Source organism: Modestobacter marinus (genome assembly GCF_011758655.1).
In the GTDB taxonomy this organism is placed as follows: domain Bacteria; phylum Actinomycetota; class Actinomycetes; order Mycobacteriales; family Geodermatophilaceae; genus Modestobacter; species Modestobacter marinus.
This window is the reverse complement of the sequence record NZ_JAAMPA010000003.1, coordinates 1-14,797: the sequence shown is the minus strand read 5'-3', so window position 1 is coordinate 14,797 and position 14,797 is coordinate 1. Positions and strand designations below refer to the sequence as shown.

Here is a 14,797-nt window from a genome sequence, read left to right as displayed (position 1 = left end):
TGGTCCGGTGCACGTACGAGGAGAGGACCGCCGATGAGCACCGACGAGGTGCTGATGCTGCTGCTGGCCGGCGCCCGGCTGGCCGCCGAGCCGGGCGTGCAGGCCGCCGAGCTCGACCCGGTGGTCGCCCGGCTGACCCGGCGCGACCCGGGCGTCGACACCGGCGGCCAGGCCCAGCAGACGCTCACCGCCGCGCTGCCGCAGCTGTGGGAGGGCGGCTGGCAGCCGGTGGACGTCGTGCACGTGGCCCGCCGCCGGGTGAGCCAGCGGGCCGCCCGGCTGGCGGCCGCGGTCATCACCGCCGAGTCCGGGTCGGCCGGCGCCGGTCAGGTGCCGGAGGCCTGGGCCGCGCAGCTCGCCGGGCTGGCCACGGCCCCTCGCTCGGTCGCCGACTGGTGGCGGGCCGAGCGGATCCAGGCGGCACCGGCCTGGCGCGACGTGCTGCGGCTGATCGGGCTGTTCCGGACGCTGCCGAGGCTGGAGCAGCTGCTCCCCCCGCCCAGCGGCTGGTCGGCTGCGGCGTGGCCGGTCGAGGCGCCGGGCAGCGAGGCCGACGGCAAGGTGCTGCACCGGATCCGATCGCTGCTGGCCAAGGCGGAGTCCACGGAGTTCGCCGAGGAGGCCGAGGCGCTCACCGCGAAGGCGCAGTCGCTGATGGCCCGGCACGCCATCGACACGGCGGTGCTGGCCCAGCGGGGCAACCGCTCACCGGCCGGCGTGGTCGCCCGGCGGCTGCACCTGGACGACCCGCACACCGAGGCGAAGGCGGCGGTGGTGCAGGCCGTCGGCACCGCGAACGGGGTGCGGGTGGTGCTGCTGCCGACCTTCGGCATCGCCACGCTGGTCGGCTTCCGGGACGACGTGGACCTGGTCGAGCTGCTGGTCACCTCACTGCTGCTGCAGGCGGCCCGGGCACTGGCCGACGCGGCCTCCAGCAGCGGGGCCCGGGCGCGTTCGACGCCGTTCCGCCGTGGCTTCCTCTACTCCTTCGCCCAGCGGCTGGAGGAGCGGCTCACCCAGGCCCGCGAGCAGGCGACCGCCGAGGCCCGCGCCGACTACGGCGCGGAGCTGGCACCGGTGCTGGCCGCGCGGTCGGCCGCGGTCGACCGGGCGGTCGAGGAGCTGTTCCCGTCGCTGCGCCGCCGCGGCGGGAGCACGGTCGACCCGGCCGGCTGGCACGCCGGCCGGCGGGCCGCCGACGACGCCGACCTCGGCTCCGGCCGCCGCGCCCTGCCCAGCTGACGGCCGGGGCCCGGCTCCTAGATCAGGACGTCGAAGCTCGCGCCGAGGTCGCGGATCAGCATCGCCTGCGCGGTCAGGTCGGTGGCCGTGGTGAGCCAGCCGGCCACGAACACCAGCGAGTCCGCTGGGGTGTCGTCCAGCGACGCCGTCGCCGCTGCCATCCCCGCCTGAGCCACCGCACTGCACGCCAGAGTCATCATGTCCGGCCCCTTTCGTCCCTGCTGGTGTCGGCAGTGACGGCGGGTCGCTGGAGCGTCGTCCCGTGGGTCGGCGCACCACCTCACCCTCAGGGGTGGTCCCGGGCAGCTGCCCGACGCCGGTCGTCGGGGTCCGCCGGCGCAACAGTCGCGACGCCGTCGGCGAGCACCAGGTCCCCGGCGCCGTCGAGCATCGTCTCGCCGCGGAAGAACGCCGGCGCGACCCGGCTGTAGACCACCATCAACAGCACCCCGAGCAGCAGGGCGCCGACGCCCACCACGAACACCCCGCCGACGCCGCCGACCACGGTCTCGCCGTAACCGGGGTCGGCGTACTCGACGCAGGCCAGCACGAAGACGGCGAGCATGAACAGCCCGCCCAGCAGCGGCAGCAGGAACCGCATCAGGACGTCGCGCGGACCGTGCACCGCACGGCGGAACTGCCAGGCGCAGGCGAACCCGGTGAGCCCGTAGTAGAAGGCGATGAGCATGCCGGTGGCCGTGATCGAGTCGATCAGCACGTTCTCGCTCACGATCGTCAGGCCCACGTAGAAGGCGATCGAGACGACCCCCATCCAGACCGTGGAGACGGTGGGCGTGAGGTGGCGCGGGTGGATCCGGGCGAAGGACCGGGGCAGGGCGCCGTACGCGGCCATCGCCAGGGTGCCGCGGGCGGTGGGCAGGATCGTGGTCTGCGTGCAGGCGGCGGCCGAGGTGAGCACGGAGACGATCAGCAGTGCCTCGAAGACCCGCCCGAGGAGGTCGTCGCCGAACACCGTCGCCCCCAGGGCGGCGAACACGTCCTCGGCGTTGGCCTCGTTGCCCAGCCCGATGCCCTCGGTCCCCACCCCGGCGAAGGCGACGGTCGCCACCGAGACCACCGTGTAGATGCCGACCAGCAGCACCGTGGAGACGATCGCCGCCCGCCCGGGCGACCGGGTCGGGTCGGCGGTCTCCTCGTTGACCGCGACGGCGGAGTCCCAGCCCCAGTAGATGAAGATCGCCAGCAGCACCGCCTCGGTGAGCGCCGGCCAGCCGATGCCCGAGGGCCACAGCCAGGACACCGACGGCGTCAGCGAACCCGCGGGCGCCGTCCCCGCGTACACCTTGACCAGGGCGTAGACCGCGAAGGCCACCAGCACCACGCCCTCGACGGACAGCAGCACCCGCTGCAGCCGCGCGGTCGGCTCGATGCCGCGGTAGCAGACCCAGGTCATGACGGCGATCCACGCGACGCCGGCGACCGTCGTCCAGAGCGCGCTCTCCGCGAGCCCGTCCAGCCCGACCAGCCGGTAGCCGTAGGAGCCGGCGATCTGGGCGAGGTTCGCCATCACGATGACGTCGGCGGCGATGATCCCCCAGCCGCCCATCCACCCGGTGCGTGGTCCGAAGGCGCGGGCGGCCCAGGTGAACGTGGTGCCGCAGTCGGGCTCGCGCCTGTTCAGCTCCGCGTAGGCGACCGCGATCAGCCACATCGGCACGAAGGCCAGCAGCATGATCGCCGGCGCCTGGACCCCGACGGCGATGACGACGAAGCCCAGCGTCGCGGCCAGCGCGTAGGCCGGCGCGGTGGAGGAGACGGCCAGGACGATCGAGGAGACCAGCCCCAGGGCGCCGGTCTTGAGGCCCTTGTCGACGGCCGCGCCGTCGACGCGGGGTGCCGCGAGCGACGGCGGGGACGGACGGGTCATGCCGGAGCCGTGCGGGTGTCCATGGCTGCTGTTATCGCACAACCGGGTACCGGCCCGGGCACCGGCGCCCGGGCCGCGGCTCGGGACGAGGTGATCTGCGTCGTGATCCTTGCCACGACTCGGTCGTGCGTGACATAACTCCGGGAGCTCAACAGCGAGCGGACGAGCTCCCCGGCAGGTGCGCCGGGCCTGCAGTGGAGTGGGTGGCAGTGGAGCCGACGCACGTCGGCACGCTCGAGGACGACCTCGAGGGTGACCGGCTCCGAGCACAGCTGGCCATCGACGCGGCGCGGATCGGGACCTTCGACTGGGACCTCCGCAGCGGCCGACTGGTCTGGGACGCCCGGCTGATCGAGATGTTCGGCTACGACCGGTCGACCTTCGAGCAGAGCATCGGGGCGTTCAACGCACGGCTGCACCCCGACGACCTGCCCTGGGTGACCGAGGCGCTGCAGGCCGCCGTCGACAGCTGCGGGGAGTACGAGGCCGAGTACCGGGTCGTCCTGCCCGGTGGGGAGACCCGGTGGGTGTCGGCCCGCGGCCGGGCGGTCGCCGGTGCCGACGGGGCCGCCGCCCGGGTGATCGGCGTCGCCTACGACGTGACCGCCGAGCTCGCCGCCGAGACCCGGGTGGTCCGGCTGCTCGACGCGATGCCGGCCGGCTTCTACTCCCTCGACGCCGACTGGCGCTTCGTGCACCTCAACGCCGAGGCCGAGCGGCTGCTCGGCCGGAGCCGGGAGGACCTGCTGGGCCACGTCCTCTGGGACGCGTTCCCGGCGGCGCCCGGGAGCGTCTTCGAGGAGCAGTACCGCGAGGCCGTCGCGACGGGCCGGCCGGTCGCCTTCGAGGCGTACTACCCCGCCCCGCTCGACGGCTGGTACGAGGTGCGCGCCTGGCCGACGCCGGACGGGCTGTCGGTCTACGCCATCGAGGTCACCGCCCGCCGGCAGGCGCAGGAGCTGGCCGACCGCTCCGCCCGCCGGCTGGCGCTGCTCGCCCAGGTCAGCGCCGAGCTCGCCGGCACCCTGGACGTGCAGTCGGCGACCGCGCGGCTGCCCCGGCTGGTCGTCCCGGCCCTGGCCGACTGGTGCATCGTCACGGTCATCGACGACGACGGCCAGCCGCGCGACGTCGGGAGCTGGCACGTCGACCCCGCGAGCCGGTCGGTGCTGGAGCGCTACACCGAGGTCCGGCTGGACGCCATGCCGATCGCCGCGCCGGTGGGCCGGGCGCTGCACTCCGACGAGGCGGTGGGGTTCGCCGGCGACGAGGTGCTCGACCTGCTGCCACCCGGGCAGGCCCGGGACCTGCTGGCCGTGCTGGCCCCCCGCGCCGAGGTGGCCCTCCCGCTCCGGGCGCGCGGCCGGACCCTGGGCCTGCTGACGCTGGCCTACGCCGACGACCACGCCGCCACCGACGCCGACGTCGCGGTGGCCCAGGACGTCGCGGACCGGGCCGGGCTGGCGCTGGACAACGCCCGGCTCTTCGGCCAGCAACAGCAGATGGCCGAGGTGCTGCAGCGCAGCCTGCTGACCGACCCACCGGAGCCCGACCACGCGGAGATCGCGGTGCGGTACCTGCCCGCGGCCGAGGCGGCCCGGGTGGGTGGCGACTGGTACGACGCCTTCCTGCAGCCGAGCGGCTCCACGATGCTGGTGATCGGGGACGTCGTCGGGCACGACACCGCCGCCGCCGCGGCCATGGGGCAGGTCCGCAGCCTGCTGCGCGGCATCGCCGCGTACAGCGACGCCGGCCCGGTCGAGGTGCTCCGCGGCCTGGACTCGGCGATGGCGGTGCTGCAGCTGGACACCCTGGCCACCGCGGCGGTCGCCCGGTTCGAGCAGACCGACGACGAGCGGGAGCGCGGGGTGACCCGGATGGTGTGGGCCAACGCCGGGCACCTGCCGCCGCTGGCGCTGCACCCCGACGGCAGCGTCGCCGTGCTCGCCGACTGGAAGGCCGACCTGCTGCTCGGCGTCGACAGCACGGTGGAGCGCACCGAGTCGGTGGTCACCCTCGACCGCGGCTCGACCGTGCTGCTCTACACCGACGGGCTGGTCGAGCGCCGGGACGCCGACCTGGACACCGGCCTGCTCCGGCTGCGGGCCCACCTGGCCGAGCTGGCCGACCTCCCGCTGGCCGAGCTGCTGGACGAGCTGATCGCCCGGCTGGTCGACGGCGCACCGGACGACGACGTCGCCCTGGTCGCCGTGCGACTGCACCGGCAGGACCGCCCACGGCCGGTGGAGGCCGGCCCGAACCGGGTGCCCGACGTCGTCCCGGACGACCCCGCCACCCCCTGAGCGCGGGCCCCGGGGACGCCGAGGCGGTCCGCGGACCCACATCGGCCTACCGTGGGCCCCAGCGCCCCCGGCTCCGGCCGCCCCTGACGAACGGAAGGACCCACCACGTGCACGCACCACCTGCCCCGCGGGGTCCGGCCCCGTTCCGGCACGACGTGGTCCTGCACAGCTCCCCCGAAGAACTCGCCGCCGTCGCCGTCCCCTTCCTGCGGGCCGGCCTGGAGGCCGGCGACGCGGCCGTCATCACGACCCGTGACTCCTCGGCCGCGGTCCTGCGGGACGCCCTGGGCGACGACGACCGGGTCCACGTGCTGCCCCGGCACGAGGTGTACGCGGCCCGCACCCCGGCGGCGATCACCGCCTACCGCCGGCTCGTCGAGCGGGAGACCGGCGGCGGCCCCGGGCGACTGCGGGTGGTCGGCGAGACCGACTTCGGCCCGACGCCGCGCGAGTGGCTGGAGTGGCAGCGTTACGAGGCGGTGCTCAACGAGGCGATGCGCTCCTCCCCGACCTGGGGGCTGTGCGCCTACGACGTCGGCCGGCTCCCCGAGGAGCTGATCGACTGCGGGCTGCGCACGCACACCCACCTGGTCACCGCCGAGGGCCGCCGGCCCAACCCGGGCTTCACCGAGCCGGCCGACTACCTGCGCGCCCTGCCCGTCCCGGAGGAACCGCTCGAGGCGACCGAGGCGCTGCTGCGGGTCGACGACGCACGGGACTTCGCCGGGCTGCGGCACGCGGTCGGGGCGCAGCTCGCCCAGCTCGACGGCCCCCGGGACGCGATGGAGGACCTGCACCTGGCCATCGACGAGATGGCCGCGAACGCGGTGCGTCACGGCGGGCCGCCGGTCCGACTGCGGTTGTGGGCGTCGGCAGACCGGGTGGTCTGCACGATCAGCGACGGCGGGGTCGGCATGGACGACCCGTTCGCCGGCTACGGCCCCGCCCACGGCGAGGACCTCTCCCACGGCGGCATGGGGCTCTGGCTCGCCCGGCAGCTGTGCGACCACGTGGACGTCGTCGACGGGCGCGACGGGCTGACCGTGCGGCTGACGACGCGACTGCACTGACCCGGCTGCACCGACCCGGCGCGGGTGCGGCGGCCGCCCCGGCCGTGCAATCGTTCCCGTCCGGTGCGGTCCCGACGCGCCGCTCTCACCAGCACGTTCCTGACCGCGCCGCCCCCTAGGCTGGCCGCGCGAGCCCGCCGGCGACCACGTCCGGCCCCGCCGCGCTCGCGCCCCGCAGTCCACGGACGCGTCGGCGAGGCGGGCACCGGCTCGCGTCCGAGAGGAGTCGGCTCGTGCGCTTCCCGTCCCCGCGGGGCTCGGCACCGGTGCCCGGCGACGTCGCGCCCCCGGCCGGCGGGCCGGCAGTCGTCGCCCTGCGTCCGGCGGTGCCCGCCCGCACCCGGCGCGCGCCCGAGCAGGACGACAGCATGGCCGCCGCCGCCCAGCAGGCCGGCGTCCTGTCCTCGGCCAGCCGCGAGGTGTCCGACACCTCCCAGCAGGCCGCCGGGTCGCTGACCGAGCTGCGGTCGGCGATCGCGGACATCTCCTCGAGCGCGACGCAGGCCTCGGCGGTCGCGGAGGAGGCCGTGCGGGACGCCCGCGCGGTCGACGAGCGGATCGCCGCGCTGCAGGAGGCCAGCGAGTCGATCACCCAGATGGTGCGGTTGATCTCGGCGATCAGCCAGCAGAGCCGGTTCCTGGCTTTGAACGCCTACGTCGAGGCGGCACGCGCCGGCGACGTGGGCCGGGGGTTCGCCGTGGTGGCCGACGAGGTCAAGGAACTGGCCAGCCGCACCGCCCAGGCCGCCGAGGACATCGGCGCGCAGATCGAGGCGGTGCAGTCCGAGACCCGGCAGGCGGTCACCGCGATCGGCCGGATCACCGGCACGCTGAGCTCCATCGCCGACGCGCAGGACGCGATCGCCGCCGCTGTCGCGCAGCAGCGCGCCGCCACCGACCGGGTGGTGGACAACGTCGACCGGGCGGCCAGCGGGTCGGTCCGGATCACCCAGGCGGTCGCCGAGCTGGCCGACAGCCAGCGGCTGGTCTACGTGCGCCGCGCGCTGACCCTGGCCGAGGACCTGCTCGACGAGGCCGGCGGGATCGACCTGGGCAGCGGGCGCCGTTCGGTGACGGTGACCGACCAGGCGACCTCGGCGACCCGCACCGTCGGGCTGCCCGAGCTGCTGCTCGGCGGCCAGGTGCTGGCGTGGGACGACGACCCGCGGCACCCGTCACCGCTGGTCGACGACGTGGTGGCCCAGGTCGGTGGCACCTGCACGCTGTTCCAGCGGCTGGACGACGCCGGCGCCATGGTCCGGGTGGCGACCACGGTGGTGAACCCGCAGGGCCGGCGGAACATCGGCACCGCCCTCTCCCCCACCGGCGCCGACGGCAGTCCGAACCCGGTGCTGGCCGCGGTGCTCGACGGCCGGGTCTACACCGGCCCGGCCACCGTCGCGGGCAGGCCCTACTTCACCGCGTACGCCGGCGTGCGTTCCTCCGCCGGTGCGCTGATCGGCATGCTCTACGTGGGCCTGCCGATCGACGCGCCCTGATCCCCCCGGCGTCCGCGCCGCTCAGCCGAGGGAGTCGAGGAGGCCGAGGGCCGCGGGGCCCAGCAGGACGATGAGCAGCGCGGGCAGGATGCAGACCAGCAGCGGGAAGGTGACCTTCACCGGCACCTTCATCGCCTGCTCCTCGGCCCGCAGCCGGCGCTTGACGCGCATCTCGTCGGCCTGGACGCGGAGCACGTCGGCCACCGGGACGCCGTAGGTCTCCGCCTGGTTGACGGCTCCGACGAAGCGCCTGAGGTCCGGCACCCGGGTGCGCGCGGCCAGCGCGTCGTACGCCGCGCGCCGCGGCCGCCCGGCGGTGAGGTCGTGCTGGGTGCGCACCAGCTCCTCGGCGAGCACGCCGCGGCCGGTGGCCGCCGCACGGGCGAAGGCCGCGTCGAAGCCGAGCCCGGCCTCCACGGCGATCATCATCTGGTCCAGGACGTCGGGCAGCTCGCGCCCGATCACCTGCTGCCGTTCCTGACCGCGGCCCCACAGGGCCACCTCGGGCAGGTGGTGGACGACGACCACGGCGGCCAGCAGCGCGAGCACCCCGAGGGTGCTCGGCGCCTCGGCCAGCCAGGGCCCGCCGGCCAGCACCACGGCGGCAGGGAGCCACAGCTTCGCCCAGAGCACCCGGGTCATGGTGTAGCCGGCCGGCCGGCCGGCCACGTCGAGCAGCTGCCGGACCCGGCGGGCCGAGGACTCCGCGGTCAGGGTGCGCAGCGCCGAGCCCGCCCCGGTCCGGCGGGCCTCCAGCGTGCCCGCTGCCGGGTCGGGTGCCACGAGGCCCTGGGTCAGGTTCTGCCGGACGACGGCGGCCGCGCGCCCGGTCCGGGTGAGGGCCAGCTGGGTGCCGACGGCGAGCGGGAGGACGAGGGCGGCAACGGCGGCCCACACGAGGAGCGGCATCAGAACCGCACCGTGACGACCCGGCGCACCCACACGGCGCCGACGACCAGCAGCGACCCGGCCACGCCCAGCAGCAGCAGGCCGGTGGGGCTCGCGGTCAGCCGGCCCATGTAGGCCGGTGAGACCAGGGCCATGCCGCCGCCGAGGACGACCGGCAGCGCCAGCAGGACGGTGGCCGAGGCCCGGCCCTCCGCGGAGAGCGCGCGGGCCTGGCGGCGCAGCTGGGTGCGGTCGCGGATCGTCGTGCCGACCCGGTCGAGCACCTCGGCCAGGTTGCCGCCCACCTCGCGGTGGATGGCCACCGCCTGGGCGACCCAGCCGAAGTCGGCACTGCCGGTGCGCTCGGCCACCTCGGCCAGCGCCGAGACCAGGTCACGACCCACCCGCACCTCGTTGAGCACGCGGGCGAACTCCTCCGCCGTGGGGTGCGCGGTCTCGTGGGACAGGACCTCCAGGGAGCGGAGGACGCTGTGCCCGGCGCGCAGGCTGCTGCTCATCAGCCGCAGCGTGTCGTCGAGCTGGTCGGCGAAGCGCACCTGGCGGCGCCGGGCACGCACCCGCAGCACCGCGACCACCCCGAGAGGCACCAGCGGCGTCAGCAGGAGCCCGCCGACGAGGCCCCACACCAGGCCACCCAGCACGTCCCCGGCCACGACCCCGCCCAGCAGGAGCAGGAGCACCTGCCCCGGGGGGCGCTGCACACCGGCCCGCTCCAGGGCGGCCGCGAGGGCGTCCCGCCGTCCCAGCCGGACCAGCAACCGGTCACCGACCCGGACACCGCCCGCGACGACCGCTGCCCCGCCCCGCGGCACCGGAGGTGCGGTGGGGTCCAGCCGGGTGCTCTCCACCCGCGGTCGGCTGGGCACGAGCAGCAGGCCGAGCACCACGCCGACCGCGAGCACCCCGGCGGCCACGCCGGCCCAGGTGAGTGCGTCCATCAGTGCCGCCCGCCCGTCCGGCCGGACCGGTCCGGCCCGAGCACGCCGGGCGGGAGGGAGATGCCCTGGTCGGCCAGCCGGTCCAGGAAGTGCGGGCGCACGCCCGTCGGCACGGCCTGACCGCTAACCCGGCCGTCGGCGCCGAGGCCGGCGGCCTGGTCGAAGACGAAGACGTCCTGCAGGGTGACCGTGTCCCCCTCCATGCCCAGCACCTCGGTGACCCGGGTGACCCGGCGGGAGCCGTCGCGCAGCCGGGACACCTGGACGATGAGGTCGACGGCGGAGGCCACCTGCTCGCGCACGGCGCGCAGCGGCAGGTCCATGCCGGCCATCAGCACCAGCGTCTCCAGCCGGGCGACGGCGTCGCGCGGGGAGTTGGCGTGCACCGTGGACAGCGAGCCGTCGTGGCCGGTGTTCATCGCCTGCAGCATGTCCAGGCTCTCCCCGCCGCGGACCTCACCGACGACGATCCGGTCCGGCCGCATCCGCAGCGAGTTGCGCACCAGGTCGCGGATGCTGATCGCGCCCTTGCCCTCGATGTTCACCGGGCGGGACTCCAGGCGGACCACGTGCTCCTGCTGCAGCTGCAGCTCCACGGCGTCCTCGATGGTGATGATCCGCTCGGTCTCCGGGATGAAGGAGGAGAGCACGTTGAGCAGCGTCGTCTTCCCGGTGCCCGTGCCGCCGGAGACGATGACGTTGAGCCGGGCCTGGACGCAGCCGCGCAGCAGCTCGGCCAGCTCGGCGGTCAGCGTGCCGTACCCGATGAGGTCGGCGATCTGCAGCGGCTGACGGGCGAACTTGCGGATGGTCAGCGAGGAGCCGCTGAAGGCCAGCGGCGGGATGATCGCGTTGACGCGGGAGCCGTCGGGCAGCCGGGCGTCCACCAGCGGTGAGGACTCGTCGATCCGTCGGCCGACGCGCGACACGATCCGCTCGATGACCCGGCGCAGGTGCTCCTCGGAGGCGAACCGGGCCGTCGTGCGCAGGATCCGCCCGCCCTGCTCGACGTAGACCGTCTCGGGGCCGTTGACCATGACCTCGGTGACCGACGGGTCGTCGAGCAGCGGCTGCAGCGGCCCGTACCCGAGCACCTCGTCGGTCAGCTCGCGGATCAGCCGCTGCCGGTCCTCGTCCGACAAGGGGGTCTGCTCGAAGGCGATGACCCGGCGGAGGTCCGCCCGCACCATGGCGTGCAGCTGCTCGTCGGCGATGTCGGCGTCGGCGAGCTTGCTGCCCAGCCGCTCGAACAGGGCGCGGCTGGCCCGGTCCTTGAGCTGGGTGAGGGTGTCGACGCCCCCGGGGCGCGCCGGCCCGGCCGCGGCCGGGCCGGCGGCGGCCGCCCGGGACACCCGCGCGGCCAGGCCGGCCGGCGGGGGCGCCGGCCGGTCCTGTGCGGGCAGCACCCGGACGTCGCCGTCGGTGGCCGGGCCGGGCTGCTCGCCGCGGACCAGCGCCATCCGCTCGGTGAGGCTCACCGGGCACCGGCCCGGCGGCGTGCCCGCCGGCCGCGCACCGGGGCGGCCGGCGGTGCGATGCGGTCGACGAGGGTCCGCAGGCCCCGGGTGACCGGGTCCTTGCCGCCCGCCTCGAGCAGCGGGACGCCGGTGTTCGTCGACAGCGGGACGGCCTTGTGCCGCGGCAGCACCAGGTCCAGCGGCCCGCCGACGGTCCGCTCGACGTCCTCCATCTCCAGGCCACCGGAGGAGTCGGTGCCGTTGAGCACGAGGTGCCGGCGGGCGGGCACCAGCCCGAGCTGGCCGAGCACGTCGAGCTCCTTTCGCAGGCCGCGCACGCCGGGCACGTCCATGCTGCCGATCAGCACCAGGTCGGTGGCCCGCTCGAGGGCGGTCAGCGTGTGGTCGGTCAGGCCGGGCGCGGTGTCGACGACGACGTACCGGAACTCCCGGCCGAGCATGTCCAGCAGCCGGCCGACGTCGGCGGGGCTGACCCCGTCCCCGGCGACCGGCGAGTCGCTGCCGGCCACCACGTAGGAACCGGAGCGGTGCCGGCCGAGGTAGGTCTTGAGCACGAGCGGGTCGTTGCTCGCCGCCCCCAGCACGGCGTCCGGCAGCGTGTACTGCGGCACCAGCGCCAGCGCACCGGCGACGTCGCCGAACTGCACGTCGAGGTCGACGAGGACGGTGGAGCCGGGCTCGGCCGCGGCCAGCCCGACGGCGAGGTTGGTGGCCACGGTCGTCTTGCCGACCCCGCCCTTCGGCGAGGCGACGACGACCACCCGGCGGCTCGGCGCCGGCGGGGTGCCGACCGGGGCCGGCGCGGACCGGCGGGCCTCGGCCAGGCCGGTGGCCCGGGCCAGCACGGCCTGGATCTCGGTGGCGTCGGCGTGCGGGGAGAGCACGTCCCGCACCCCTGCCCGCATCGCCTCCTTCCACAGGTCGGGGTCGGCGAAGGCGACCAGCACCACGCTCGTGCCGGAGGAGACGACCTCGGCCTGCCCGGCCAGCGCCAGGGCGGCCGGCAGCGGGACCTCCGCGCCGAGCGCCAGCAGGGCGGGGGCGTCGGCGTCGCCGAGGAGGCCGAGCGCCGTGCCGTCGGTGGCCGCCGCGGGGCCGAGGGCGAGGACGGCGCCGCCGTTGGCGCGGAACGCCGCAGCCAGGTCGTCGTCGACGCCGATGGTCAGGACCCTGCTCACTCGTCTGCTCCCGCGTCCGTGATGGTGTTCGTGGTGGTGGTGCTCGTGACCACTCCTTCGGCAGAACCGGCCGCGGACTGGAGCGACAGCCACACGCTCTCCTGCTCCATGCCGGCGATGACCGCCCGCGCATCGGCCTCGGTGAGGCCGAGGGTGACGGTGACCGTCTGCAGCGCGCCGGTGACGGCGCCGGCGTCGGGCCCCGTCGGCCCACCGCCGACCCGGGTCACCAGCACGTCGCCCACGGCCAGGTCGGTCACGGCGGTCGGGGTGCTGGTCGCCGGGTCGACGCCGGGCCGGCTGACGAAGACGCCCACCCGGTCCCCGGGCGCCAGGACGGCGCCCACGGCCCGCTGGAGCTCCAGCGTGAGGCTGACCTCCTGGGTGCCCTCGTCGAGGTCGACGATCCCCTGGGCGGCGGCGATCACCGCCGGGTCGGCGAACCGGGCGGCCATGACCTGCTCCCCGGCGAGCAGGTCGACCGTGGTGGTCAGGCCCGCGACCGCGGCCAGGTCGTCCAGCGACCCGGTGGCCTTCAGCCGCGCCGGCACCTGGGCGGTGGAGACCTGGTCGGTGAGGTCGGCCACCGGGGTGCCGGCCGGCACGTCGGCGTCCACGACGAGCACCGGCACCAGCTGGGCACCGGCCGCGGCGCGGGCGTCGGCGTTGCGGACGTAGCTGACGAGGACGAAGGCGCCGAAGGCGGCCAGGGCGAGGGCCGTGAGGGCGGCGAGCACGCGACGCATGGTGGTCATCCCTGCAGGTAGACGGAGCGGGCGCCCAGGTCGGGCGCTGTCGTGGTGGGGTCGGTGGTGGCGTCGGACTGCTGCGCCGCGTAGGTGAACCAGCCGTACAGGGCCGGGTCGGCGTAGTTGTAGACGTCGTATCCGGTGATGTGGAACGCCGCGTAGCTGTGCACGTGGATGGCACCGCTGGCGCTGATCGAGTCCCAGACCGGGAAGAGGATGTCGCTGCCGATCAGGCTGGCCAGGTAGGCGTTGGTGCACTGGGAGGGCATCCCGCTGCTGTACATCTGCGGGTAGGCCGCGATGGTGGCGCCGAGGGTGGACGTCGTCCGGCAGACGCTCGAGCTGTCCGGGGTGGTCAGCGCGTAGCCGCCCCGGACCGTGCCGCCGTTCGGGCCGGTGCACGACGAGTCGAGGGTCCGGCCGTTGACCCGGTGCGCGGTCTTGTTCGTCAGCGGGTACAGGTCGATCTGCGCCTGGTACTCGCACCAGGAGATGGCCAGCGGGAAGTTGGCCCGGCCCCGGGTGGTCGTCGCCCAGCCGGCGGTGGCCGAGGCGGTCACCCGGGTGGACTCCTGGCCCAGCACGGGGGCGAACCAGTGGGCCTGGTCGGCGCGCACGGTCACGGTGACCGAGCCGCCGGAGCTGGTGATCGACGGTGCGCTCACCGTCGGGGTGCCGAGCGTGGCGTCGGCGGCGTCGGCGGAGCCGGCGTTCGCGGTCAGCGCCGCCGTCGCCGTGGCGACGGTGTTGCCGCAGTTCCCACGGGCGCAGTCCAGGGCGACCGCGATCGCGGCGGCGTCGGCGGCGTTGCGCAGCTGGGCGCGGTCGGAGTAGAGCGCGGCGACGTCCACCGCGATGGCGCCGAGGCCCAGCACCGGCACGATGAGCAGCGCCACCAGGACGGCGACGGCCCCGCGCTCGTCGGCCAGCCGGGCGGCACCGCGCCGCCGGGTCAGCCGCCGCATCGCATGGCCGCCCGTCCGGTCAGGTCGATCCCGGTGTCCCCGAGGAAGCCGGAGACGAACACCTGCCGGTGCCGGATGGTGACGGTCACGGCCGTGGTCGCCGAGGCACCGGTGCAGCTGCTCGGGCTGACGGTGATGGCCGAGGCGGGGACGCCCAGCTCGGCCGCCGCGTTCTGTGCCGCGGTGCGGGCCTGGCCGACGTTGTTGGCCAGCGCCATCGTGCGGGCACCCTCCCGGGCCGCCGCCGACAGGGTCGCCTGCGCGTTGAACGCCAGGCTGTACTCGACGATGCCGAGCAGCAGGACCAGCAGCACCGGCAGGACGAGCGCGAACTCGACGATCGCCGCGCCGCGTTCGGCCAGCAGGCGCTGGCCGGCGCGGTGGCGTCGCCACGCGGTCGTACCGGACACGGTCGTGCTCCTGTCGGGAGAAGGGGTGGGGCCGGGACAGCGGCGCGGTCAGCCGACCGCGCCGCCGGTCCCCGCGAGGAGTGGATCGACGAGGTCAGAAGACGACCGCGTTGAACATCGCCTCGATGCGGCCACGGAGGGCGATGATCACCCCGATGAGGGCGACCG

The 14,797-nt window shown here is 75.5% G+C and carries 13 protein-coding genes; 4 read left to right on the top strand and 9 right to left on the bottom strand.

What is annotated here, in order from left to right; genetic code table 11:
• Window positions 1-33 precede the first annotated feature (33 nt).
• Entirely contained in the window at window positions 34-1,242 is a 1,209-nt protein-coding gene (locus tag FB380_RS20975; RefSeq protein ID WP_166757321.1) for a DUF2786 domain-containing protein, read from the top strand.
• 17 nt (window positions 1,243-1,259) lie between these two features.
• Here FB380_RS20975 and FB380_RS20970 read toward each other — a convergent pair whose 3' ends face one another.
• Both FB380_RS20970 and FB380_RS20965 read right to left on the bottom strand, forming a co-directional pair.
• Window positions 1,260-1,442 (bottom strand): hypothetical protein, encoded by a 183-nt coding sequence (locus FB380_RS20970; RefSeq protein ID WP_166757320.1) that lies wholly within the window; start codon window positions 1,440-1,442, stop codon window positions 1,260-1,262.
• 86 nt (window positions 1,443-1,528) lie between these two features.
• Window positions 1,529-3,130, bottom strand: a complete 1,602-nt coding sequence (locus tag FB380_RS20965) for an APC family permease (protein ID WP_166757319.1) — start codon at window positions 3,128-3,130, stop codon at window positions 1,529-1,531.
• Window positions 3,131-3,339: 209 nt separating this feature from the next.
• Here FB380_RS20965 and FB380_RS20960 point away from each other — a divergent pair, with 209 nt between their 5' ends.
• From FB380_RS20960 to FB380_RS20950, 3 genes are all read left to right on the top strand, one after another.
• The gene (locus FB380_RS20960) at window positions 3,340-5,433 is read left to right on the top strand and encodes a SpoIIE family protein phosphatase (RefSeq protein ID WP_166757318.1); all 2,094 of its coding nucleotides are present in this window, start codon (window positions 3,340-3,342) and stop codon (window positions 5,431-5,433) included.
• Between the two features lie 107 nt (window positions 5,434-5,540).
• The gene (locus FB380_RS20955) at window positions 5,541-6,503 is read left to right on the top strand and encodes a sensor histidine kinase (RefSeq protein WP_229682006.1); all 963 of its coding nucleotides are present in this window, start codon (window positions 5,541-5,543) and stop codon (window positions 6,501-6,503) included.
• A gap of 233 nt (window positions 6,504-6,736) precedes the next feature.
• Window positions 6,737-8,002 carry a Cache 3/Cache 2 fusion domain-containing protein gene (locus tag FB380_RS20950; RefSeq protein WP_229682007.1) on the top strand — a complete coding sequence of 422 codons (1,266 nt, stop codon included), beginning with the start codon at window positions 6,737-6,739 and terminating at the stop codon, window positions 8,000-8,002.
• A gap of 21 nt (window positions 8,003-8,023) precedes the next feature.
• On the opposite strand, the gene FB380_RS20945 is transcribed toward FB380_RS20950, so the two are convergent.
• The 7 genes from FB380_RS20945 to FB380_RS20915 are packed head-to-tail and all read right to left on the bottom strand — an operon-like array spanning window position 8,024 to window position 14,629.
• A complete protein-coding gene (locus tag FB380_RS20945) occupies window positions 8,024-8,911 on the bottom strand; it encodes a type II secretion system F family protein (RefSeq protein WP_229682008.1) in 888 nt (295 codons plus the stop codon).
• Window positions 8,911-9,849: a type II secretion system F family protein gene (locus tag FB380_RS20940; protein WP_166757317.1), complete on the bottom strand. Its 939-nt coding sequence runs from the start codon at window positions 9,847-9,849 to the stop codon at window positions 8,911-8,913. Before FB380_RS20940 ends, FB380_RS20945 begins: the two co-directional genes overlap by 1 nt.
• A complete protein-coding gene (locus tag FB380_RS20935) occupies window positions 9,849-11,327 on the bottom strand; it encodes a TadA family conjugal transfer-associated ATPase (protein WP_268237737.1) in 1,479 nt (492 codons plus the stop codon). The genes FB380_RS20940 and FB380_RS20935 overlap by 1 nt, the downstream gene beginning before the upstream one ends.
• Window positions 11,324-12,505 (bottom strand): CpaE/TadZ family protein, encoded by a 1,182-nt coding sequence (locus FB380_RS25655; RefSeq protein WP_166757316.1) that lies wholly within the window; start codon window positions 12,503-12,505, stop codon window positions 11,324-11,326. Before FB380_RS25655 ends, FB380_RS20935 begins: the two co-directional genes overlap by 4 nt.
• Window positions 12,502-13,260, bottom strand: coding sequence for a Flp pilus assembly protein CpaB (gene cpaB / locus FB380_RS20925; RefSeq protein ID WP_166757315.1), 759 nt, complete (start codon window positions 13,258-13,260; stop codon window positions 12,502-12,504). The genes FB380_RS25655 and cpaB overlap by 4 nt, the downstream gene beginning before the upstream one ends.
• The gene (locus FB380_RS20920) at window positions 13,257-14,219 is read right to left on the bottom strand and encodes a pilus assembly protein TadG-related protein (RefSeq protein ID WP_166757314.1); all 963 of its coding nucleotides are present in this window, start codon (window positions 14,217-14,219) and stop codon (window positions 13,257-13,259) included. Before FB380_RS20920 ends, cpaB begins: the two co-directional genes overlap by 4 nt.
• Window positions 14,207-14,629: a TadE/TadG family type IV pilus assembly protein gene (locus FB380_RS20915; protein ID WP_166757313.1), complete on the bottom strand. Its 423-nt coding sequence runs from the start codon at window positions 14,627-14,629 to the stop codon at window positions 14,207-14,209. Before FB380_RS20915 ends, FB380_RS20920 begins: the two co-directional genes overlap by 13 nt.
• Between the last annotated feature and the right edge of the window lie 168 nt (window positions 14,630-14,797).